The 20,721-nt window shown below is 42.5% G+C and carries 23 protein-coding genes, 1 pseudogene and 1 riboswitch; of the genes and pseudogenes, 17 read left to right on the forward strand and 7 right to left on the reverse strand.

Going from position 1 to position 20,721, the window contains the following annotated elements; translation table 11 throughout:
• The first annotated feature begins 211 nt into the window (after positions 1 to 211).
• On the forward strand, positions 212 to 421 hold the full coding sequence (locus tag DFP76_RS10650) for a hypothetical protein (protein ID WP_113874627.1): 210 nt from the start codon (positions 212 to 214) through the stop codon (positions 419 to 421).
• Between the two features lie 333 nt (positions 422 to 754).
• Positions 755 to 1,306: pseudogene (locus DFP76_RS18355) on the forward strand (KilA-N domain-containing protein).
• On the opposite strand, the gene DFP76_RS10660 reads toward DFP76_RS18355, so the two are convergent.
• The gene (locus tag DFP76_RS10660) at positions 1,303 to 2,040 is read right to left on the reverse strand and encodes a hypothetical protein (RefSeq protein ID WP_113874628.1); all 738 of its coding nucleotides are present in this window, start codon (positions 2,038 to 2,040) and stop codon (positions 1,303 to 1,305) included. The pseudogene DFP76_RS18355 and the gene DFP76_RS10660 overlap by 4 nt on opposite strands.
• A 180-nt stretch (positions 2,041 to 2,220) precedes the next feature.
• On the opposite strand from DFP76_RS10660, the gene DFP76_RS10665 reads away from it, so the two are divergent.
• The 3 genes from DFP76_RS10665 (at position 2,221) to DFP76_RS10680 (ending at position 4,796) form a co-directional block, all read left to right on the forward strand.
• Positions 2,221 to 2,679: a LexA family protein gene (locus DFP76_RS10665; RefSeq protein WP_113874629.1), complete on the forward strand. Its 459-nt coding sequence runs from the start codon at positions 2,221 to 2,223 to the stop codon at positions 2,677 to 2,679.
• Between the two features lie 227 nt (positions 2,680 to 2,906).
• Positions 2,907 to 3,941 carry a DUF2235 domain-containing protein gene (locus DFP76_RS10670; protein ID WP_113874630.1) on the forward strand — a complete coding sequence of 345 codons (1,035 nt, stop codon included), beginning with the start codon at positions 2,907 to 2,909 and terminating at the stop codon, positions 3,939 to 3,941.
• Positions 3,942 to 4,253: 312 nt separating this feature from the next.
• Positions 4,254 to 4,796 (forward strand): hypothetical protein, encoded by a 543-nt coding sequence (locus DFP76_RS10680; RefSeq protein WP_113874632.1) that lies wholly within the window; start codon positions 4,254 to 4,256, stop codon positions 4,794 to 4,796.
• Positions 4,797 to 5,111: 315 nt separating this feature from the next.
• Here the strand turns inward: DFP76_RS10680 and DFP76_RS10685 are convergent, their stop codons facing one another.
• Positions 5,112 to 5,963 (reverse strand): endonuclease I family protein, encoded by an 852-nt coding sequence (locus tag DFP76_RS10685; RefSeq protein WP_113874633.1) that lies wholly within the window; start codon positions 5,961 to 5,963, stop codon positions 5,112 to 5,114.
• 537 nt (positions 5,964 to 6,500) lie between these two features.
• Between DFP76_RS10685 and DFP76_RS10690 the strand changes: the two genes are divergently transcribed.
• From DFP76_RS10690 to DFP76_RS10710, 5 genes are read left to right on the forward strand one after another with little or no spacing between them, the layout of a single operon-like run.
• Positions 6,501 to 6,737, forward strand: a complete 237-nt coding sequence (locus tag DFP76_RS10690; protein ID WP_113874860.1) for a BolA family protein — start codon at positions 6,501 to 6,503, stop codon at positions 6,735 to 6,737.
• Between the two features lie 25 nt (positions 6,738 to 6,762).
• A complete protein-coding gene (gene murA / locus DFP76_RS10695) occupies positions 6,763 to 8,025 on the forward strand; it encodes a UDP-N-acetylglucosamine 1-carboxyvinyltransferase (RefSeq protein ID WP_113874634.1) in 1,263 nt (420 codons plus the stop codon).
• A 1-nt stretch (position 8,026) separates the two neighbouring features.
• Complete coding sequence (hisG, locus tag DFP76_RS10700; RefSeq protein WP_013796481.1) at positions 8,027 to 8,671, forward strand: ATP phosphoribosyltransferase; 645 nt, start codon at positions 8,027 to 8,029, stop codon at positions 8,669 to 8,671.
• On the forward strand, positions 8,672 to 9,979 hold the full coding sequence (gene hisD / locus DFP76_RS10705; RefSeq protein ID WP_113874635.1) for a histidinol dehydrogenase: 1,308 nt from the start codon (positions 8,672 to 8,674) through the stop codon (positions 9,977 to 9,979).
• A gap of 2 nt (positions 9,980 to 9,981) precedes the next feature.
• Positions 9,982 to 10,539: an SRPBCC family protein gene (locus DFP76_RS10710; protein ID WP_113874636.1), complete on the forward strand. Its 558-nt coding sequence runs from the start codon at positions 9,982 to 9,984 to the stop codon at positions 10,537 to 10,539.
• Here the strand turns inward: DFP76_RS10710 and DFP76_RS10715 are convergent.
• Positions 10,533 to 11,591 (reverse strand): S1C family serine protease, encoded by a 1,059-nt coding sequence (locus tag DFP76_RS10715; RefSeq protein ID WP_113874637.1) that lies wholly within the window; start codon positions 11,589 to 11,591, stop codon positions 10,533 to 10,535. The genes DFP76_RS10710 and DFP76_RS10715 overlap by 7 nt on opposite strands.
• A gap of 15 nt (positions 11,592 to 11,606) precedes the next feature.
• On the opposite strand from DFP76_RS10715, the gene DFP76_RS10720 reads away from it, so the two are divergent.
• A complete protein-coding gene (locus tag DFP76_RS10720; protein WP_113874638.1) occupies positions 11,607 to 12,368 on the forward strand; it encodes a Nif3-like dinuclear metal center hexameric protein in 762 nt (253 codons plus the stop codon).
• Between the two features lie 91 nt (positions 12,369 to 12,459).
• On the opposite strand, the gene DFP76_RS10725 is transcribed toward DFP76_RS10720, so the two are convergent.
• Complete coding sequence (locus DFP76_RS10725; RefSeq protein ID WP_113874639.1) at positions 12,460 to 12,906, reverse strand: Z-ring associated ZapG family protein; 447 nt, start codon at positions 12,904 to 12,906, stop codon at positions 12,460 to 12,462.
• 127 nt (positions 12,907 to 13,033) lie between these two features.
• On the opposite strand from DFP76_RS10725, the gene zapE reads away from it, so the two are divergent.
• The 5 genes from zapE (at position 13,034) to DFP76_RS10750 (ending at position 16,564) form a co-directional block, all read left to right on the forward strand.
• Positions 13,034 to 14,131 (forward strand): cell division protein ZapE, encoded by a 1,098-nt coding sequence (zapE, locus tag DFP76_RS10730; RefSeq protein ID WP_113874640.1) that lies wholly within the window; start codon positions 13,034 to 13,036, stop codon positions 14,129 to 14,131.
• 154 nt (positions 14,132 to 14,285) lie between these two features.
• Entirely contained in the window at positions 14,286 to 14,714 is a 429-nt protein-coding gene (rplM, locus tag DFP76_RS10735) for a 50S ribosomal protein L13 (RefSeq protein WP_013796474.1), read from the forward strand.
• Between the two features lie 14 nt (positions 14,715 to 14,728).
• Entirely contained in the window at positions 14,729 to 15,121 is a 393-nt protein-coding gene (rpsI, locus tag DFP76_RS10740; protein ID WP_063333982.1) for a 30S ribosomal protein S9, read from the forward strand.
• Between the two features lie 357 nt (positions 15,122 to 15,478).
• Complete coding sequence (locus DFP76_RS10745) at positions 15,479 to 16,111, forward strand: glutathione S-transferase N-terminal domain-containing protein (protein ID WP_013796472.1); 633 nt, start codon at positions 15,479 to 15,481, stop codon at positions 16,109 to 16,111.
• A 75-nt stretch (positions 16,112 to 16,186) separates the two neighbouring features.
• Complete coding sequence (locus DFP76_RS10750) at positions 16,187 to 16,564, forward strand: ClpXP protease specificity-enhancing factor (protein WP_113874641.1); 378 nt, start codon at positions 16,187 to 16,189, stop codon at positions 16,562 to 16,564.
• A 130-nt stretch (positions 16,565 to 16,694) separates the two neighbouring features.
• Here DFP76_RS10750 and DFP76_RS10755 read toward each other — a convergent pair whose 3' ends face one another.
• Genes DFP76_RS10755 through DFP76_RS10765 form a run of 3 tightly spaced genes read right to left on the reverse strand, consistent with a single transcriptional unit; the run spans position 16,695 to position 19,403 of the window.
• A complete protein-coding gene (locus tag DFP76_RS10755) occupies positions 16,695 to 17,288 on the reverse strand; it encodes an SIS domain-containing protein (RefSeq protein WP_113874642.1) in 594 nt (197 codons plus the stop codon).
• A 5-nt stretch (positions 17,289 to 17,293) separates the two neighbouring features.
• Positions 17,294 to 17,680 (reverse strand): YraN family protein, encoded by a 387-nt coding sequence (locus DFP76_RS10760; protein ID WP_113874643.1) that lies wholly within the window; start codon positions 17,678 to 17,680, stop codon positions 17,294 to 17,296.
• Entirely contained in the window at positions 17,628 to 19,403 is a 1,776-nt protein-coding gene (locus DFP76_RS10765) for a penicillin-binding protein activator (protein ID WP_245931918.1), read from the reverse strand. Before DFP76_RS10765 ends, DFP76_RS10760 begins: the two co-directional genes overlap by 53 nt.
• Before the next feature lie 112 nt (positions 19,404 to 19,515).
• Here DFP76_RS10765 and rsmI point away from each other — a divergent pair, with 112 nt between their 5' ends.
• Positions 19,516 to 20,379 carry a 16S rRNA (cytidine(1402)-2'-O)-methyltransferase gene (gene rsmI / locus DFP76_RS10770; RefSeq protein ID WP_113874644.1) on the forward strand — a complete coding sequence of 288 codons (864 nt, stop codon included), beginning with the start codon at positions 19,516 to 19,518 and terminating at the stop codon, positions 20,377 to 20,379.
• Between the two features lie 81 nt (positions 20,380 to 20,460).
• Positions 20,461 to 20,565, forward strand: a riboswitch (TPP riboswitch).
• Positions 20,566 to 20,721: the final 156 nt, after the last annotated feature.

The raw sequence follows: 20,721 nt of genomic DNA on the forward strand, positions 1-20,721 counted from the left end.
TTCTGAAACCTTAATAAAATGGAGTTTTACACATGCATCACGTAATACTTGATACAAATATATACAGAAATGACCCATCTAGAAAAAAACTAGACTTTCAGGCTTTTGAAAAACTTGCTAAGTTTAACTTAAGCTTAGTGATTATACTGATTTGGGTTGTAACTAACCTTGTAAGTATGATGATTTAATATAAATCTAAGGGATTATTAAAATGAAAATTGAAAACGCATTTGACATTCATTTAAAAGTAAATAAAAGCATACCTAGTGAGATTCGTGATGCTGCGGTTGATGTAAATGACACTTTAAATATTGCTTGGCTATCTGCACAGTCTATATTTGAGGATAAAGCTAGCCCTGAAATTGCGATCGAAATTTATAACCTTATGCAAGAAAGGCTAAACCTTAAGAAGGCCGATTGACTAATCCCCTTGTCCATTAAATAGTCTATTTAATCCAGTTTTAGCCTTATCTTGACCTCCTGCGCTTCCTGATCTACTATTTCACTGCACTGGCAAAATCCAGTGTCGGGATTGAGACCCCGTTTGAACCGTAGCGGCCTAAAACACGCACCGCGTGTTTTTTTGTGGCCGGAGTCCGCCTGTTATGGTGGGTCTTTGTTTGGGCAGCATTCGTGCTGGCCGTTCCTACGGGCGGTAGTCTCAACCTGAATTTAGATCCACCACCTTAATAAGTTTGAGACCTTGTTTAGGTGGTCTAACTTAGACCGTAGGAGGCCAAAGATGGCTCACTTAATGATTGCTTCAAAAGACATCCGTACACTCGACGGACTGTATTCTCTTAATGATCTTCATAAAGTATCTGGTGCAAGCAAGAAGCATCAGCCAGCAAACTTTTTACGATTAGAAACCACACAAGAATTAATTTCCGAAATTGAAAGTTCTTAAGATCTGGACAACCCAGTAAATACGATTAGGGGAGTAGGCACCTATGTCTGCAAAGAACTGGTTTACGCTTACGCCATGTGGATCAGCCCGAAGTTCAACCTAGAAGTCATCCGCGCCTTCGACCAAGCCCAAACAGAACAACCGCCAGAACCCACCCAACAAAGCCTACCCAATCCCATCCAAGACGACGAAAAACTCAAACTCATTAATGACGTCGCCAAATCCCTAGGCATTACCGAAAGCATCGCCGTCGTCTCCGCTACCGACATCATGGACATGGTCCAAACCATCCGCAACTACCAACAACAACTCGCCAAAATCCAAACCAACCCCGCATGGGTCGACCAAACCATCGAACGCATCAAAAACGCTACAGGCCGACACTTCGGAGAAGGTTAGTGAAGTTCTGTTATTGATTTGGTGTAAAACCTATCAATTGCTATTTTTTTATCATCAATCGTTTTATGAAACTGGTGTTCATATGTTTTTAGACCGTGAACACCAACTTCTTTTCCATCATAACGGAAGTATTCATTCAACTGGAGTAGTTCATTTTTTTGTGCTTGGTCAGTAAGCAATGATATTAAAATACTCTCTAGATCTTGTAGGGGGTATTTTTGCTTTTTACTTTCATAATATGCATTAAGATATTCTTTTTGGTGTATATGCCAATATTCTCTTATTTTCGTCAGTTCTTGATCATTTTTTTCGAGATCACTAACTAAAATTGAACGAGCCTGGATATCTTTTGTTGTTTCAAGTTCATCTTTAATACTTCTCCCATTAGATTTAATTTCATGGAGCTCTTCTCGGAAGAACGTGTAAGCAGCTAGGCTGCTTCCTAACGTATCCTTCAAATATCTATTATAACTGAGTGATCTTATATACCAGTCTGAAAGGGCTTTAAGATTATTTTGGTAACTAATTTGCTTTTTCCAAGATAAGCCAGCAAGAAATAGGCCTAGAGTAGCAGCACCCGCCAGCATCCCACCGATGTCTGCAAAGGTCACATCGCCTTCTTGCCAGGTCTTAAGGTAGGCCAAGGTGAAAATTGATCCGGCAAAAACACCAGTAAACAGTAGTAGGAAAAATTCAGTGAGATCGCTGTAGATTTGCTTGATGAGCTTGAGCATGGTGACGCCCTTGAATAGGTAATTGATCTCGCTACTTTACCTTAACCTTCGTCATTCTTGAAATCCCGCCTCATTTCCGGTCGTAAAAACGGAAGTCCTATCTATTGCAAAATTTCATTTGGCCTTTATCGATCTCTGAAACCTTACTGTATAAATATACAGTAAGGTTTCAGGTGGTTTATGCGTGTTTCATATCTTGGGGCATCCGGCTCCGCTTCTTACATTGCACAAAATAGAGTGTTGATTCCGCTTTATGGCGATTCTGTGTCGGCGGGTTTTCCATCACCGGCGCAAGATTTTGTTGAGAAAACGTTGGATTTAAATGATTTGTGTATTGCCGATCCTAATGCCACTTTCTTTGTACGAGTGAGTGGCGATTCTATGAAGGAGGAGGCCATTTTTCACGATGATGTGTTGGTGGTTGATCGGTCTCTCACGGCCAAGCATGGGGACGTTGTGATTGCGTGCATTCATGGTGAAATCACGGTGAAGACGCTTGAGCTGAAGCCCAATGTGTTGCTTCGCCCGAAAAACAAAGCCTATAAAGCCATACATATTACGGAAGAGTGTGAGTTGGAGATTTTCGGCGTGGTGACGGGTGTGGTTCGTAAGTACAGCCGTGGTCAGCCATCCCAATGATTGACCAATAAAGTGAGAATGGTTATTTTTAATTAAAATGCCTGGGTTGGTTGTTTTTTGTACTATTCTGAATGAATAGTGTATATAAATGTAAATTATTAGATACGTGTGGTGACGTCTATTTTGTATAAATATCCGCTTTGTATCTTTTAAATACAGGAAAATCGTGAATTCATTTTTTAATAAAGTATTAGCCACTTTATGTGGTAAAAATTTAGGAGATTAGGATGGCGAAGCGGATAGTTATATGTGCTGATGGTACATGGAATAAGCCAGAAGTAGATCTCAAGAAAGACTTTCCTACCAATGTATTGAAGTTCGCTCGTTCGATTCAGCCTGTGGCTGATGATGGAACTCAGCAACAGGTGTTTTACGATTGGGGGGTTGGGTCTTACTACAGTTCTGTGATGGGCGGCACAACTGGGCTAGGAGTTCATAAGAATATCATGGACGGATATCGGTACATTATTCAGAACTATTCTGACGGAGATGAAATATTTCTATTTGGATTTAGTCGAGGCGCTTATACCGTTAGATCTTTATGTGGCTTGATAAATAATTGTGGAATATTAAAACGCCCTAATGCCAATAGGGTTCAAGAAGCTTTTAATTTATATAAAAAATCTGGTAAAGCGAATAAGCCAAATGGACAAAATGCCATTGAATTTCGCTCTTCCTATTCTCATGAAAACAGGAATATAAAGTTTGTTGGCGTTTGGGATACCGTTGGTGCAATGGGCATTCCAATATCGTTTTTGGGAATGTTTGAAGATAAAGATGAATTTTATGATTCAAAGCTTGGGAGTAATGTTGGGGCGGCGCGTCATGCGATGGCGATTGATGAACATAGGTCCGATTTTCAACCAACTATTTGGGAGCCACGCCCAGGGGCTGATATTAAACAGACATGGTTTTCTGGTGTTCACTGTGATGTTGGAGGTAGTTATAAGCCGGATAAGCGCGGTTTAATTGCATCAGATGATCCAATGCACTGGATGGTTAGTGAAGCATTAGGCTTTGGCCTAGGTTTTGAGCCACATTGGACTTCTGTCGTCGACTCAGATGACTTGCCTAAGCTGAACAATTCTCGGCGGTCATTTTATAGATTGAGAGATAAGCATCTTCGCCCGATAGGTCATGGAAAAGGTAACGTTCTGATTCATAAATCGGTTAAGAGACGTTGGGATAGCGACCCAAGTTATAGACCAAAAAACCTTAAAGTTTATGTTGAAGAAAATGGCTGGCCAGATAGCTTTGAGTAGATTGAGTACGAGATAAGGACAATGGGCTATTAATAAGGAGAAAAATATGAATAAAAGTCTTCTAGTGTATTTTTTGTTACTTCTATTTTCTTCATCTTGTTTTTCGTTTGAAAAGGAAATTCCATTACAATTTAAAACTTTGAAAGCACTCCCTAAAGTGAACTCTAGAATATTATGCGATAGTTGTCAGGATTTGCCGGACACAACAGAAGTCATTTTTCATTCCGTAACTAAGCCATTAGAATTAAAAGAAATTTGTACTATGGACATATATCGTAGCTCAATTTTTTGTCAAAATCAGGGAGATTAAATATGAAGGGTTTTGATTTGTTTTTTTTGATATTTTTATGTTCATTTTCACTTACCAGCTATGCAAGTGTTCAAGATATTAAAGATCTTCAAGCTGATGGTATGAAGGCTAGATTTCAATATGACATCGCTACGAGTAATAGTAATTCTGAATTGTTAGCGGTGAAGGAAAACCTTCTCAGAGAACACGCACTACATCAAATACAATTGATGAAGATAGCTGAAACTGGTTATAGAACACAACACTGGGTTACTATTGCGATTTTCTTTATTGTTTCTACTCTTGTTTTAGGTGGTTTTTACTTATCCTACTTGCAGTTTAAATCCGATTCCGTGCGAGAAAAAGGCAGTACTGGGGATGCTAAGACATCTATTGAACTATCAAAGTCTGGGATTAAATTTAGCTCATCTGTTATAGGGTTGGTTGTGCTATTTATGTCATTTATGTTTTTTTATCTTTATGTAAAAGAGGTTTACACTATAAAACTCCATCCAATAACGCCTGTGGCAACTCCGGATGAACAGAATACCGATACGAAAAAATAGTTTCAGAAGCTGATAGTTAAAACCACCTTCGGGTAGTTTGTTTGTGACTGAACAAAACGTTTTTATCAAAAAAGACTTGTGATTTGCCGCCAACATGCCGCCATTGAGTTGCTAAGGCGCTTGTCTCTAGCCCAATAAATACAAGTCTTTAACCATTAAATGTCGCTTTCATAAGATGAGAGCGACATTCGATAAAGACGTGCGAGGTACTTGCGCAAGTTCACTATGTGCTTGCACTAGCGACGACCGTTAGATAGGCGCTATTTCAATATGTGAAAGCGGACACGTTAAATTCCTGTCCTGTTTTCTATTGGTCTATGAACACTTACTTCCCCATATCGCATCCACAAACTCAGGGTGATCGATAAAAGGATTTCGGTTGCCTTGTAGTTCTTCCACTCGATCATTTCGACGTTTTTCAAAGTGGCTTACAGCAAACACTTCATGCCATTCAAGTAACGTGCACAAGTCGCCGATGGAAGGCTGTCCGCTTTGTTTTTCGTTGCTGTCTAATATAATTAAATCAGGCATATTCTCTGGTGAGGCGCTGTCACCTTTTTCGTAGCGAATTGCCATGTAAAAAAGCATGCGAGCGATTTGACCTTTGGCTCTGTCTGTTGGTTCGAAGGATTCATTGGCTTTGTCTAGATAAGCACCAGATAAGACTTGGCTGCCATCGACTAGCTTGTCATAGACTGGTTTGCCACCGTTATCGTAGCCATAGTTGCTGTGTGCACCATTTATGTTGCGGTCAACAGGGCGCAGGTGATGCAAATCTGTGTAACCGTCTTGGCTTTGTTTTTTGAAACCACGGGATTTTGGCCACACGTGTTCACGATCCCATGAATCGTTTTTGCTTTTTCCTCGGTTTGCTTGGTCTATGTGTCTCACGTCATCTAAGTACAACATTTGTACTAATCCGCATTTTGGCCTGTCATCTGGGCAAGCAGAGTCGGTGTAAACCAGAGCTTCCCACACATCCATTTTTACACCATCGTACCAATCTGTATTGCCACTCTTTGTGTATTTGAGGGCTTTTTGGCCATCTATGATGGTGTGGAGTTTGGCTTTTAATGCTTCACCGGTTAATCCTTCGGTGCCATCGTAATAGCCTGCTGACACATAGGCTGAAAAGAACATAATAAACACGCAAACTCTACGAAACATAACCCGCCCCTTGCTTTGAAGATTTGGCTGGATTGTAGGTGAGTGGCGAGTGTCTTTTATGAGGGGAATTGCAACGATTTGTTATTTTGAATAAACCTATCTATTTGAAAATTAATAAGTTATTGATCTGTATAGAAGGAAGGGGGTGGGGCGCTTGCGAGATGGGTTTTCATTTTGCTTGTATGGATTCTCCTAAGTAGAGAGTGTTTTGTAGGTAGGGTGAATAAAGCGAGAGGTTAACTTATTGCGAAAGGAGTCGATCGGTTGCGCATGTTCTCATGCATCAAGGCAATGGTTATGATTCTACAATCATGAGAGACTAGGTCTGGACAGAAAGTACAGTTAGCCTAACTTATATTTGGACACCGTGAAATAAAGCGCGTATCGCCATTTGAAATGAGAAAGAAGCGTCATCAATCGATAAAATGTTAGAAAACAAGTGCTTTTTTGTTAATTGAATCGTGAGAGGGTGTTAAGAAGTTGGCGTGACTAGGGTAGAATATCGTCATTATAGAACAATTTATGATTGGAGCGACTGTGAACGCAGGTGAAGTAAAAGCACTTTTGGAATCTTCTATCCGTGAGAGTGAAGTTCTTGCAGAAGGAGAGGGTTGTAATTTTAGAGTAGTTGTCGTGTCGAGCGAATTCGAAGGCATGTCAACGGTAAAGAGGCAGCAGCTAGTTTATTCTCATTTACAAGATGCTATTGCCAGTGGTGCTATTCACGCCGTTACCATGAAAACTTACACGCCTGAACAAGCCAGTAAGCTGTAAAAAAATATTATAAGAGATTGATTGTATGGATAAGCTTTTAATTACGGGTGGATCGCCCTTAAATGGTGTTGTACGAGCTTCAGGTGCTAAAAATGCCGCGTTACCTATTTTGGCGGCGACCTTGTTAACCAAGGATTTGATTACCATAAAGAATTTGCCTCACTTGCACGATATTACGACTATGTTGGAGCTTTTAGGTTCCATGGGTTGTGGCGTGGTAGTGGATGAAAAAATGAGTGTGCAACTGGATATTTCAACACTTAATAATTGTGAAGCGCCTTATGAATTGGTGAAAACCATGCGTGCTTCTATCTTGGTGTTGGGTCCATTGGTGAGTCATTTTGGTCGCGCTGTTGTGTCCTTGCCTGGCGGTTGTGCCATTGGTAGTCGCCCTGTCGATTTGCATTTACGTGGTTTGGAAGCCATGGGTGCAAAAATTGATGTGACTGGCGGTAACATTGTCGCAACGGTAGACGGTCGTTTACAGGGCGCTCGTATTTTCTTTGATAAAGTGACGGTAACAGGTACAGAGAACTTGTTAATGGCGGCGACTTTAGCGGAAGGTCAAACGATCTTGGAAAATGCGGCTCGTGAACCTGAAGTGGTTGATCTGGCTGAGTGTTTGATTGCCATGGGTGCGAAGATTACTGGTCACGGAACAGATACCATTGTGATTGATGGTGTTGAGTCACTAAATGGCACAACTTACCCTGTTATGCCTGACCGCATTGAAACTGGTACTTTCCTAGTTGCTGCAGCGATCACGGGCGGTAAAGTCAAAGTGATTGATACGGATGTTAAATCATTAGAAGCGGTGTTAGCTAAGTTAGAAGAAGCGGGTGCGAAAGTCACTTGTGGCGAAAATTGGATTGAAGTGGATATGGAAGGGCGTCGACCAAATGCGGTTAATATTAGTACCGCTCCTTATCCGGCTTTCCCAACCGATATGCAAGCGCAATTTGTTGCTCTTAACTCAGTGGCAACTGGCGTTGGTCGAGTGATTGAGAACATTTTTGAAAACCGTTTTATGCACGTAGACGAAATGTTGCGAATGGGTGCTGATATCGAGGTGATGGGGAATACCGCCATTATTAAAGGCTGCGATAAGCTTAAAGGTGCGCCGGTTATGGCAACCGACCTTCGTGCTTCAGCCAGCTTGGTATTGTCTGCTTTGGTGGCGGAAGGTGATACGAAAATAGACCGTATTTATCACATTGACCGTGGCTATGAATGTATCGAAGAAAAGTTCGGTGCTTTGGGTGCTAAAATTTCACGAGTTTTAAATTAATATGAGCAAAGCATTAACCATCGCCCTTTCAAAAGGGCGTATTTTGGGTGAAACCTTACCTTTGTTGGAAAAAGCCAACATCATTCCTGCTGAAGATATCAGTAAAAGTCGTAAGCTGATTTTCGATACCAATCACGAGCACATTAAATTAGTGATTCTTCGTGCGACAGACGTGCCTACTTATGTAGAGCATGGCGTTGCTGATTTTGGTGTCGCTGGTAAAGATGTGTTGATGGAAGCTGGCACCAAAAATTTATATGAGCTACTTGATCTAAAAATCTCTAAGTGTCGTTTAATGACAGCGGGCGTGGTGGGGCAAACCTTGCCAACACGCCGTTTGAAAGTGGCTTCCAAATTCTCCAAAACAGCGAAAGCCTATTTTGCTGAACAAGGCATTCAAGCGGATGTAATCAAGCTGTATGGCGCGATGGAATTGGCCCCTATTATGGGCTTGGCTGATTTAATCGTCGACATTGTGGATACCGGCAATACTTTGAAAGCAAATGGTCTGGAAGCGAGAGATTTGATTGCGCCCATTAGTACGCGTTTAGTCGTGAATAAAGCGGCTTATAAAACCAAATACGCTGAGATTGAGCCGATTCTTGAAATGTTGAGAAAGGCTGTAGAAGAAAACGAGGGTAAATAGTTGAAACTGAATATACGAGAGTTTTCTTCGAGCTCTGTAGACTTTCGTGCAGAGCTTGAAGCTTTGCTGGCCTGGGACTCTGTCTCTGATGCTGGCGTTCAGCAAGCCGTTACCGATATCGTCACGCAAGTTAGGCAACGTGGTGATGACGCGGTTGTTGAATTTACAAACCGTTTTGATCGTCGTGATGTTAGCGCTGCAACTGAATTAGAAATTTCGCGTGAGCAGTTAGCGGAAGCGAAATTGCGTGTCAGTGATGAGCTGGTGGCTAGTCTAGAAGCCGCTGCGCAGCGAGTGCATGATTATCACGAGCGACAAAAGCAACCTTCTTGGCAGTACCAAGAGGCCAATGGCACGGTGCTGGGTCAAAAAGTGACGCCATTAGATCGAGTTGGGGTTTATGTTCCTGGTGGTAAGGCTGCCTACCCATCTTCTGTTTTAATGAATGTGATGCCAGCAAAAGTGGCGGGTGTTGGTGAGATCATTATGGTGGTGCCGACGCCTGATGGCTTTGTGAATGACATCGTTTTGGCGGCTGCCTATATTGCCGGTGTGGATCGAGTCTTTACCGTTGGCGGTGCGCAAGCGGTCGCAGCGTTGGCTTACGGTACAGAAACCATCCCTAAAGTCGATAAGATTGTCGGTCCTGGCAATATCTATGTGGCGACAGCTAAGCGCATGGTATTTGGTGCTGTGGGCATTGATATGATTGCTGGGCCATCTGAAATCTTGGTGGTATGTGACGGCAAAACGGATCCTGATTGGATTGCAATGGATTTGTTCTCGCAAGCTGAGCACGATGAAGATGCACAATCGATTTTGATCTCGCCTGATGCGGATTACATTCAGCAAGTTAAACAATCCATGGAAACCTTGATTGAGTCTCAAAGCCGAAAAGACATCATTAAAGTGTCTTTAGAAGGTCGTGCAGCTTTGATCCATGTGGCTGATATGGAAGAGGCGATGGACATTGCCAATTTAGTGGCCGCTGAACATTTGGAATTGTCGGTTGATGAGCCAGAAAAATGGGCGGAAAAAATTCGACATGCTGGGGCGATTTTCATGGGCCGTCATACACCGGAAGCACTGGGTGACTATTGTGCTGGCCCGAATCACGTGTTGCCAACCTCTGGTACCGCGCGTTTTTCTTCTCCATTAGGTGTATATGACTTTCAAAAGCGTAGCTCTTTGATTAACTGTTCGCCTCAGGGGGCGAGTGAGTTGGCAAAAATTGCATCGCCTTTGGCTCGTGGTGAGTCACTGGAAGCGCATGCTATGTCAGCTGAATACCGTATTCTTAAGGACTAATCATGCTGGGCAAAAGTCACGGTCACTCTAATGCGATTTATTCGATTCGCCGTGTTACGCGAATGTTGGCGTTGGTTATTTTGCTATTGGTAGGGGCTGGTTTTTTCCTACCAACAGACTATCGAGTTGAGCGTAGTGTGATCATTGACGCGAATTCAGAAAGCATTCTTGATACGGCTTTGGATGGCCGTAAATTGCCTTTGTGGATGCATGTTCAAAATGGCCGCCTGCGTGATTCTCAAGGTCAGTTGTCAGTCGGGCAAAGTGTTGCAATTGACTATCAAGATAAAGCTGTACAAGGAGATCTCACCTTGTTATCAGTCAGTGCGTCACAATTTACTTTTGATGTTCGTCCTAAGCCAAACGTTAATTTGGTGCAAAATCAGATTCGCTTTTTGTCTGTGCCGCAAGGTACTAAAGTTGTATGGCAAATAGAAGGGAATTTAGACGTTGGTTTTATTGGTCCTTATCTGGCCTTGTTTGCAAACGACATGGCAGGCGAGAACTTTGAAATTAGCTTGCAACAACTGAAAAATCTGGTGGAAAGTCAGGTTCAATAAGCAACTCTTTGCATGGCTGGCTGTTTATCTAATGTGATCTTTGTTTGGTAAGATTGCTGCCCTCTTAATCCAAGTAATGAAATACTGGTGCCCGGTTTCAGGGAGGCGATAAGTCTTTTTATTTGAATCGGGTCTCTGCTTGGGGTTTGATTAATTTCTAGAATGATGTCACCCACTTCTATACCTGCTTTATCCGCAGGGCTTTCATTGGTTATGTCACTCACGAGCAGGCCGTATTCTGATGGCAGGGCTAAATTATTAGCAAGATTGTAAGTGATTTTTTGCGCTTCCATACCTAAATAACCACGAATAACCTCGCCATGAGTAATGATGTCCTGCATAACACTCATTGCATCATCAATCGGTGTGGCAAAACCAATGCCTTGTGAGCCACCAGAACTTGAATAAATGGCGGAGCTAATACCGATTAATTCACCTTGCATATTGACCAAAGCACCACCTGAATTTCCAGGGTTGATGGCGGCGTCTGTTTGTAGGAAGTTTTCGTATGTATTTAAGCCGATACTGTTGCGACCCTTGGCGCTAATAATGCCTGAAGTAACGGTTTGACCTATACCAAATGGGTTGCCGATGGCTAAAATCTGGTCGCCAATTTGTACTGTTTCGCTCTGGCCGATTTGTATGCTGGGCAAATCATTGAGTTGTATTTTTAGAACGGCCAGATCGGTTGAGGGGTCAGAGCCGATTAAATTGGCAGCGAGCCGTCTTTCATCGTTTAATGCTACGGTGATACTTTGGGCATTCTGGATTACGTGGTGGTTGGTGAGGATGAAGCCATCTGAGGTCATGATCACCCCAGAGCCCAAGCTGGTGGTTTGTGTGGCAGCGGTTTTGTCAGTCCAGCGGCGCTTGGTAAATTTTTGGCTATATATGCTGACAACGGAAGGTGTGGTGGCTTTGACAATGTCGGCAAAACTAAAGGGACGTTGGCTTTTACGATTGTCTTGGATGAGTAGTGTGGTCAGACCTATACAAGCGCCTAATAGAATGGCGATAATAGCGGGCATCCAGTAAATTTTTAGCTTCATCATTGATAAGGGGTTGCTTTGTTACGCAGTGAATTTGAATTATTGCTGAATCGGACGCTAAGGCCAAGTCGTTTTAAAGATTATGCGCCAAACGGCTTGCAGGTTGAAGGGAAAAACCAAATTAAGCGGATTGTCACGGGAGTGACTGCCAACCAGGCTTTGATCGATGCGGCTGTCGCTTGGCAGGCGGACGCGATTTTTGTCCATCACGGTTACTTTTGGAAAAATGAATCCCCTGAAATTGTTGGCATGAAATATCGCCGTATTGCCACCTTGATTAAGAATGACATTAATTTATATGGCTACCATTTGCCTTTGGATGCGCATGTCGAGTTTGGTAACAATGCCGGTTTGGCGACGGCTTTAGGTCTTACATCTCGCGAAAGTTTGCAGTCAGGTGTGCCCCTAGAGGAATCCATTGGTTTAGTGGGGGCGCTGGAGAAAGAGATGTCCCTGGATTCCTTTCAGTTGCTGATTGAGCAAGCGGTGAAGAGAAGTGTGCTGTTTGAGCGTGTGTCTGAAAAGCCGATTAAGCGAGTGGCTTTGTGTACTGGTGGTGCGCAGGGGTATATTGAGCAAGCGATTAATGTTGGCGCAGATGTGTATATCACTGGGGAAGTATCGGAGCAAACGATTCATATTGCTAGAGAGATGGGCATTCATTTTATTGCTGCTGGTCATCACGCGACAGAGCGTTTTGGTGCACAGTCTATGGCCAAATTCTTGTCGGAGCAATCTGGGCTGGAAGCCATATTTATCGATATTGATAATCCAGCTTAAAAAAGATCCTTTTCTTCATAAAAAAACGGGCTATGTGAATAGCCCGTTTTTTTATGAGATTCAGTGATGCTGGTTAAAGCCACTGTGAGGTTTAGATACCACGCTTGGGTTCAAGCTCAATCTCTGGTTCTTTAAGGCCAAATGCTTCGCTCAACATGCCTTGATCTTGCGCTTGTTTAAGAGCGTAATCTCTAGGTGGTTCTGCAGGGATGTTTTCATCATTGTGATGGCTTGTTGGAGCCGAATCAATTTTGACATTGCTTAGTTGTGAAGCATTGCTGGCTAGATTGTTTTTTAGTTCAGCAAGGCGTTTTTCAACCATGATTATTTGTTCATTACTGTCTGCAAAGAAGTTATCAATAATGACTTGTTTATTATCAAGTTCCTGTTGTAGAGACTTCATGGTAACCAGATTGCCAGTTGTGTCTGGTTGCTTGATATTGCTCTTAGCGAGCAGATTCTTTATTGAGTAGGTGGCGATACCCCCAACAATAATACCTGTAATAAAAACAATGACATTGAATTCTTCTAAATTCATAACTCTCTCCTTAAAACATATTTCCATTATAGCTTATATAGGGAAAAGCGTAACAGGATGAGAGGTGTTGTTTAAGTTACAATTTGTTAGAATGCATGCAATTCACTTATTCATACGAAAGACTGACATGACACCAATCACACGTTATAAAGAAGACCTCAAGCGCGAAGATTTTCATTACGACCCAGCACAAGAAGAAGCAGTAGAAGCGTTACAAGATTTATTTGATCGACTGCTTGCTAAGCAAGAGCCTGAATCAACTGGTTTGTTCGGCATGTTTAAGAAAAAGAAACAGCCGCAAGTTGAGCAAGGATTGTATTTTTGGGGTGGGGTCGGTCGCGGTAAGACCTACTTGATGGATACTTTTTTTGACTGCTTACCGACTGAAAAAAAGTTGCGGTTGCACTTTCATCGCTTTATGCAGATGGTTCATCAAGAGCTTAGAAAGTTAAACGATGTGAAAAACCCCTTAGAAATCGTCGGTAAGCAAATTTCCGATAAAGCTCAGGTGTTGTGTTTTGATGAATTTTTCGTGACAGACATTACCGATGCGATGATTTTGGCTGGCTTGTTAGAAGAATTATTTAAAAACGGTACTAGCTTGGTCGCTACATCCAACATTGAGCCAGATGGCTTGTATAAAAATGGCCTGCAGCGAGCACGATTCCTGCCAGCCATTGATTTGGTGAAACAATACACCAAGGTGATGAATGTTGATGGTGGCGTCGATTATCGTCTAAGAACGCTAAAGCAAGCTAAATTATACCATTACCCGCTCAATGCTGAATCCGCTGATCAATTGAATGAAAGGTTTATGAGCCTGATTACTGATGCTTCACATATTGTAGAAGGTGGCAGCGTTGAAATTGAAGGCCGTGAAATTCCTTTATTAAGAAGCTGTGAAGATTTAGCTTGGTTTGATATTAATGCCTTGTGTGATGGGCCTCGAAGTCAGGTGGATTACATTGAAATCGCTCGACTTTATACCACAGTGATCATTTCCGGTTTGCCACAAATGGATGCCTCTCGCGATGACTTGGCAAGACGTTTTATTAACTTGGTAGATGAGTTTTATGATCGCCACGTTAAAGTGATATTTTCCGCAGAAGTGGCCATCATAGACATTTATCAAGGGACGCGCTTGAAATTCGAATATGACCGAACGATCAGTCGTTTGCTAGAAATGCAATCTGAAGAATATTTATCCCTTGAACACCGCCCGTAATGATGATTTCGGCTTTCTTATGCGTTAGAAATGCTGTATACTTCGCTCGCCTTTTTAAAAGGTAAGTGTACGTTGATTGATCTGAATAAGATCGGCCAACCAATAATAATAGGTATAGCGTGTTATAAGCACGCGTATTGATAGGGTTTTTTTGATGAAAACTTTTACTGCTAAACCTGCTGAAGTACGTCGCGACTGGTTCGTGGTTGATGCTGAAGGCAAAACTCTTGGTCGTTTGGCGACCGAAATTGCTCGCCGTCTACGCGGTAAGCATAAAGCTGAATACACTCCTCATGTTGACACTGGTGATTACATCGTTGTTATCAATGCTGAGAAAGTTCACGTTACAGGTAACAAAGCTGCAGCTAAACAATACTACCGCCATACTGGTTACCCAGGCGGCTTGCGTTCTATGAATTTCGAGAAGTTGATTGATCACGCTCCAGAGCGCGTTCTTGAAATCGCCGTAAAAGGTATGTTGCCAAAAGGTCCATTGGGCCGTGCAATGCACAAGAAAATGAAAGTATACGCTGGTACTGAGCATCCACATGCTGCTCAACAGCCTCAAGAACTTAACATTTAATACGGAAGATCATTATGTCAGCTACTCAATACTACGGTACAGGTCGTCGTAAAACGTCTACCGCTCGTGTGTTCCTAAAAGCCGGTTCTGGTAACCTAGTTATCAACAACCGTTCTATCGATCAGTACTTCGGTCGTGAAACTGCTCGCATGGTTGTTCGTCAGCCTCTTGAGCTTGTTGAAGCAACTGAAAAGTTTGACGTATACATCACTGTTAAAGGTGGTGGTATTTCTGGTCAAGCTGGTGCGATCCGTCACGGTATCACACGTGCGCTAATGCAATACGATGAAACTCTTCGTCGTTCTCTACGTTCTGCAGGTTACGTAACTCGTGACTCTCGTGAAGTTGAGCGTAAGAAAGTCGGCCTTCGTAAAGCACGTCGTCGTCCTCAGTTCTCTAAGCGTTAATATTCGCTTTAGAATCTGTATTAAAACGCTTGGTGTATGCCAAGCGTTTTTTTTGTTTAAAAAAAGCCTGTTCTTACCTTGTAACAAAATGATTTTTCAAAGAAAAATATTTGAAAAGATGGTAGAATAGGGTTTTTAGTTGAAGTCATTGTTTGGCTTCATGGGAATGAGCAAGTGACCGCACTGCGGTAATTGATAATTTGATAAATTCATTCATTTTTCATTGAGTGTGTTTATGGCTCAATCCAATCTATTTGTATTAGTAAAGCGCTGATATCTTATTATAGGTTTTGCTAATATAGTTTAATTGTCCTCTTGTTTAAGAGGGTTTTGAAGTCTTCAATATAGGGGTTAGACATGGGTGTTATTGCAAAGCGCTCCTCAATGACGTTCTTTTCTGATGGAGAAGATCATTACAGCCATCGCGTGCGTATCGTATTGGCAGAAAAAGCCGTAACAGTGGATATCATTGATGTAGACCCGTTTAACAAGCCAGACGAATTGGCAGATGTGAATCCGTATAATGAACTTCCAGCTTTAGTCGATCGTGATTTGGTGTTGTATGAGCCAAATGTCATGATGGAATACTTGGATGAGCGTTTTCCTCATCCACCATTATTACCAGTATACCCAGTTGCTCGTGCTGAAAGTCGTTTATACATGTATCGTATCCAGCGTGATTGGGCTAAATTGGTCGACCTAATTTTGTCTAGTAAAGACAAAGAAGCCGTTGCTCAAGCACAAAAAGAGCTACGTGAAGGTTTAATCAGTGTATCGCCAATTTTTGATGAAAAGCCTTACTTCATGAGCGAAGAGTTCACGATTGTAGATTGCTGCTTAGCACCAATTTTATGGCGTTTACCGGCTTTAGGTGTTGATATCCCTAAAGAGCAAGCTAAGTCGCTTCATAAATACATGGATCTTGTTTTTGCTCGTGAGTCTTTCCAAGAAAGCCTTTCTGAAGCAGAGCAAGAAATGCGCTTAGACTAAGCCATTTGATGATATAAATGTAAAAGAGAGGGGCTTTAGTGCTCCTTTTTTTTATTCGTAAAAAGGATAAAAGAGATGATTCCGAAACGATCTTACTTATTGAATGCTGCTTATTCTTGGGTGGCAGATAATGAAATGACACCATACTTATTGGTGGATGCAGAACAGGAAAACGTTGTCGTTCCAACTGAGTTTGTGAAAGATGGTCAAATTGTACTGAACATCAGTATGAGTGCCGTTCGTCATCTTATTATGGACAAAGACGCTGTATCATTTGAGGCGCGTTTTAGTGGTAAACCGATGCAGGTTTATGTGCCAATGAAAGCGGCGATGGCGCTGTATGCAAAAGAAAATGGTGATGGGTTTGTGTTTCCAGATGAAGAATTTGAACAAGAGCCAACACCAACGCCACCGACACCGCCAAAAGGCTTCCAATTAAAAGTAGTTAAGTGATTGTTCTGCCCTTGATGTTATGACATTAGGGGCTTTTCTTTGTGAGTCTTTTCTTAAGTTGTCGACTAAGTGCCCAATAAGCTGACCGTGTTAGCCTGGGCATCTTAGTCATTTAGATTTGTTTTGGCTATTAGTCTTCATAGCCAAAGAGTTGTCTTTCCAGTAAGTCCACCAGAGTATGAATGACGGTGATTTGGCATTCGTGAACTCGTGCTGTGCCTAATAAATTGACCTTAATTTCAGTATCATCTTGTGACGTCAAAGAGGAAATGTTTTTGGCTTCTGGGCTGGTCAAAGCCACCACGCTCATTTTTCGTTCGTGGGCTGCTTGAATGGCTTGAATGATGGGTGAGGTGTTTCCTCGGTTGGCAATCACAAAGAGGATATCGCCTGGGTTGCCAAGCGCTGTAATTTGCTTGGAGAAAACATCGTGATAGCTGTCATTATGAGTAATCGCTAGAATTGAAGAGCCTTCACCGCTTAGATTAATGGCAGGCAGTCCTGGTCGTTCTCTGTCCATCTTATCCAACATTAAGGTGCTGAAATACTGCGCCAAATGTGAGCCTGTGCTGTTGCCAATGCAGATGACTTTGCCGCCCGATGCGATGCTGTTGAAAATGACTTTCCCAGCATGTTCTATGTAGGGAGGGAGGCTTTCCAGTGCCTGCTGTTGAGCTTCAAAACTTTGTGCAAACTGCGTGTAAATTGCTTCTTGAAAATCCATAGTGATTAAAATACTGCTTTAAGCCAAGTTAAATGTTTATGGTCAATTTTTATATCAAATAGTACGGCATCAAAACGACTGGAGGCGTCGGTTTTGTTGTTTTTTTGTAGCCATAGGGCTGCGCTTTTGCGAACTTTCATTAACTTTGATGAGCTTAGGCTTTCCGCTGCTGTCCCATGAGTCTGGTCTGCTCGGAACCTCACCTCGACAAACACATAGGTCTGCTGGTCAAGAAAAATCAAATCTATTTCGCCGGTTCGACAATAGAAGTTACGTTCTACAAAGGTTAATCCTTGGCGACACAAAAAGGCTTCGGCTGCTTGCTCGGCTTTTTGTCCGCTATTCTTCGCTACTGTTTTCTTCGTTTTGAAAAAATTGCTTACTGCGCGCATAAACCAAGTTCCCTCTTCGGTAGGTCATTATCTCAGGTCGTTTGTGAAAAACGCCTTTGTCATCCATGGTGATAATGCCTGTATTGGCAGAAATCTTAGTGCTTTTTAACAAAGCAAACAGTTGGTATTTGTTCGCTAGCAAGTAAGAGTCTGCGCCCATTGCTTGCAGCCGACGTAAAATATTTGACCCTGGGTTCGCGGGCAGGGCACTGGCTGTCTTTTTATTGGATGCAAGAGCTGGCAATTCCGTAAACAAGATTCGCTCAATGTCTTCCGCTTTGCCATTTTTGTCTGGCGCACTGTCGTTTAGGCTGCTTGTGGCTAACATAGGGACAGAATCTGCGAAATAGAAGTCTAACAATGGTCGAATTTGTTTGGCGTCATCAAGCTTGCCAACATAAAAAACGTAATCTAAATCTTGTCTTGGTCGGGCGATGCTCTCAACCTTGCTGCCAGTCCATTTTTCAACGGATCTACGGCGTGACGTACTTTCATTGATTAAGAGTAGTTTTTGTACGGCACTCTGACGCCCCTGTGGGGTGTTGGCGTAAGATTGGGTTGAGGTAATGGTTACGTGCTCTTGTTCGGCAGCTTGAGTGAACTCATCGTTCTGTTTCAGAGCCCAAGTATCTTGAGTACTTAACACAGCGGCCTTGGTCGCGCCTTCTTGTTTGGCGAAGCTGATTAATTCATGGATTTCGTCTTCCGCGCTTAGCGAAAAATGAAACAGATTGTTAGCAGCTTTATTAAAGTCTAATTGGTTGAGCGCAATGACTGGGTATGGCAAGTTAAGGCGACTGATTTGTGCTACGTTATTTTTCTGTAGCGGCCCAATAATAATGTCAGGGGTCATGTCATTGGCTGCTTGTAGAGCATCGTTAATGTCATTGAACTGATCTACATCGACGATATTGACCTGTGGGCGCTTTTCTTTTTGGTTGTAGTAGGTGGCAAAAAAACCGTCGACAATGGCTTGTGACGCGCGCTTTAATTTGCCTGTCATTGGTAACATTAACACGACTTTTTCTGGCGCCATTTCTTCAACGGACGCCATAATTTGAAAGTCTTGTGGCGGAGTTATCGCTGCAGGATGGTTGGCGTTTTCTTGTTGCCAGTTCTGATAGTTAGCCAGCTGTTGCTCAATAGATAGAGATTGATCTCGTAAAATATTACTGATGGTTAGCCAGCCATTTAGGATAGGTTGTCGTTCTTGATATAGGCTATCAATTTCATTTTGTGTCAGGTTCTGAACGGCGAGCCATAGTTTTGCTTGGTTAGACTCACCTTCATCCAGTGGCAGGCTATAACTTAATGCCATTCTAAGTTTCACGGCTTCAGGCCAATTACCAAAATGCTCTAGAATGCTGGCACGGGTTTCTTGCAGGGCATTTTGTTTGTCTGGATGACGGGCAACAGGCAATTGTTCGGCTTTGTTTAACTGATGAAAAGCGTCTAGAGCATTGTCTAGCTGAGAATTGATGTTTGCAGCTAAAAGGAATGCATCAAATTGAACCGATGACTCTTTGCCTAAAACATTTTTTTCTAGGATTGAAATGGCTTGGATGTAATTGCCATTGTCATAGTTATCTTGAGCGAGTTGTAGAGCATCGCGAATCGCCTGATCTGAGCTCAAGGCCTTTTTCGGCTGGTAAATGCTAGGCGGTAATGTGCGCTCTTGGTTGGCTGTGTTTTGCTGCACTCGTGTGGTGTTTTGTTGCGGCATATTTAAATTCGCGGAATTACAGGCCGCCAGCAGAAAAGAGCAGAGGGTTAATGATATGATGCGGTAATTATATAGGCTCATAATCTTAAAAATGACAAATGAAAGAGGCATCATGGTATCACATACTTCGGATGAAGTGAGAGGGTCGCTGTATATAGTTGCGACACCAATAGGCAATCTAGACGACTTTACCAAAAGAGCAGAAGAAACTTTACGCAATGTAGACTATATCGCGGCGGAAGACACTCGACACACCCGTCGATTGTTGAATCATTTTGGCATTGAGGCCAAGTTATTTTCTGTACACGATCACAATGAAAAAGACAAAGCAGAGTACGTTGCCAGTTTACTTTCAGAAGGTAAAAACCTCGCCCTAGTATCGGATGCAGGTACACCATTGATCTCGGATCCAGGTTACCACTTGGTATCAAGCTTAAGAGCATTGGGGCATAAAGTTGTGCCTGTTCCAGGTTCGTGTGCTGTGGTGGCGGCTTTGTGTGCGTCTGGTTTACCAACGGATCAGTTTTTCTTCGCGGGTTTTGTGCCGGCAAAGAGTAAAGCCCGTCGTGATGTGTTTGCTGCTTGGGCGAAACAAGCTGGCACCGTTGTTTTCTACGAATCGACGCACCGAATTTATGATTCTATTAGCGATCTTGAGGCCGTATATGGTGATCAAGCCAACTTGGTGTTAGCTCGTGAAATTACCAAAACATTTGAAACCTTTTTATCTGGTTCGCCTAGTCAAATTCTGCAGCAGTTTGATGAAGATGCGAATCAGATGAAAGGCGAGTTTGTGGTGATGTTGAATTTATCTTTGCCAGAAGAAGATGAATCACTGCAGGAAGCTCGTCGAGTGTTGGCTTTGTTGTTAGAAGAATCTTTGCCTTTAAAGCAGGCGGCTTCGATTGCAGCCAAATTCACTGGCGGGAAAAAGAATCAACTTTATAAAATGGCGTTAGAGATGCAGCAGGACTGAGTTGTGTTGTTGTAGCCTTACCCATTTAACTTTCAAGACTAAAAACTGGGTTTACAAGGACGTTTGAATAAGTATACTCATGATTACTTGTCGGAGTGCCATTTGGCTGAGATCGCATAATTGAATGCGGGATCCGCAGAACCTGATCGGGTTGATACCCGCGTAGGAAACAAGAAAGTCATACTTTTTCTTATCTGCATCGAATGAACTCCTGTTTTGTTGAATTGTTTTCGATGCAGCCAGTCACTCGTCTATTTCAATTCTATCATTTCAGGATTCCATGTTTGCCTAGTCTGATGTCTAAATCAGTTCGTTAGGATAAACAGCACCCCAGACAAGCAA

Source organism: Marinomonas aquiplantarum (assembly GCF_003314975.1).
Classification (GTDB): Bacteria; Pseudomonadota; Gammaproteobacteria; order Pseudomonadales; family Marinomonadaceae; genus Marinomonas; species Marinomonas aquiplantarum.

Bases quoted from the DNA above. Each gene is read 5' to 3' on its own strand.
- DFP76_RS10760 (WP_113874643.1), bottom strand. From the start codon at position 17,680: ATGCGCGCAGTAAGCAATTTTTTCAAAACGAAGAAAACAGTAGCGAAG.
- zapE (WP_113874640.1), top strand. From the start codon at position 13,034: ATGACACCAATCACACGTTATAAAGAAGACCTCAAGCGCGAAGATTTT.
- DFP76_RS10660 (WP_113874628.1), bottom strand. From the start codon at position 2,040: ATGCTCAAGCTCATCAAGCAAATCTACAGCGATCTCACTGAATTTTTC.
- DFP76_RS10745 (WP_013796472.1), top strand. From the start codon at position 15,479: ATGGGTGTTATTGCAAAGCGCTCCTCAATGACGTTCTTTTCTGATGGA.
- DFP76_RS10765 (WP_245931918.1), bottom strand. From the start codon at position 19,403: ATGCCGCAACAAAACACCACACGAGTGCAGCAAAACACAGCCAACCAA.
- DFP76_RS10650 (WP_113874627.1), top strand. From the start codon at position 212: ATGAAAATTGAAAACGCATTTGACATTCATTTAAAAGTAAATAAAAGC.
- rpsI (WP_063333982.1), top strand. From the start codon at position 14,729: ATGTCAGCTACTCAATACTACGGTACAGGTCGTCGTAAAACGTCTACC.
- DFP76_RS10750 (WP_113874641.1), top strand. From the start codon at position 16,187: ATGATTCCGAAACGATCTTACTTATTGAATGCTGCTTATTCTTGGGTG.
- murA (WP_113874634.1), top strand. From the start codon at position 6,763: ATGGATAAGCTTTTAATTACGGGTGGATCGCCCTTAAATGGTGTTGTA.
- DFP76_RS10755 (WP_113874642.1), bottom strand. From the start codon at position 17,288: ATGGATTTTCAAGAAGCAATTTACACGCAGTTTGCACAAAGTTTTGAA.
- DFP76_RS10725 (WP_113874639.1), bottom strand. From the start codon at position 12,906: ATGAATTTAGAAGAATTCAATGTCATTGTTTTTATTACAGGTATTATT.
- hisG (WP_013796481.1), top strand. From the start codon at position 8,027: ATGAGCAAAGCATTAACCATCGCCCTTTCAAAAGGGCGTATTTTGGGT.
- rsmI (WP_113874644.1), top strand. From the start codon at position 19,516: ATGGTATCACATACTTCGGATGAAGTGAGAGGGTCGCTGTATATAGTT.
- rplM (WP_013796474.1), top strand. From the start codon at position 14,286: ATGAAAACTTTTACTGCTAAACCTGCTGAAGTACGTCGCGACTGGTTC.
- DFP76_RS10715 (WP_113874637.1), bottom strand. From the start codon at position 11,591: ATGATGAAGCTAAAAATTTACTGGATGCCCGCTATTATCGCCATTCTA.
- DFP76_RS10670 (WP_113874630.1), top strand. From the start codon at position 2,907: ATGGCGAAGCGGATAGTTATATGTGCTGATGGTACATGGAATAAGCCA.
- DFP76_RS10665 (WP_113874629.1), top strand. From the start codon at position 2,221: ATGCGTGTTTCATATCTTGGGGCATCCGGCTCCGCTTCTTACATTGCA.
- DFP76_RS10710 (WP_113874636.1), top strand. From the start codon at position 9,982: ATGCTGGGCAAAAGTCACGGTCACTCTAATGCGATTTATTCGATTCGC.
- DFP76_RS10685 (WP_113874633.1), bottom strand. From the start codon at position 5,963: ATGTTTCGTAGAGTTTGCGTGTTTATTATGTTCTTTTCAGCCTATGTG.
- DFP76_RS10680 (WP_113874632.1), top strand. From the start codon at position 4,254: ATGAAGGGTTTTGATTTGTTTTTTTTGATATTTTTATGTTCATTTTCA.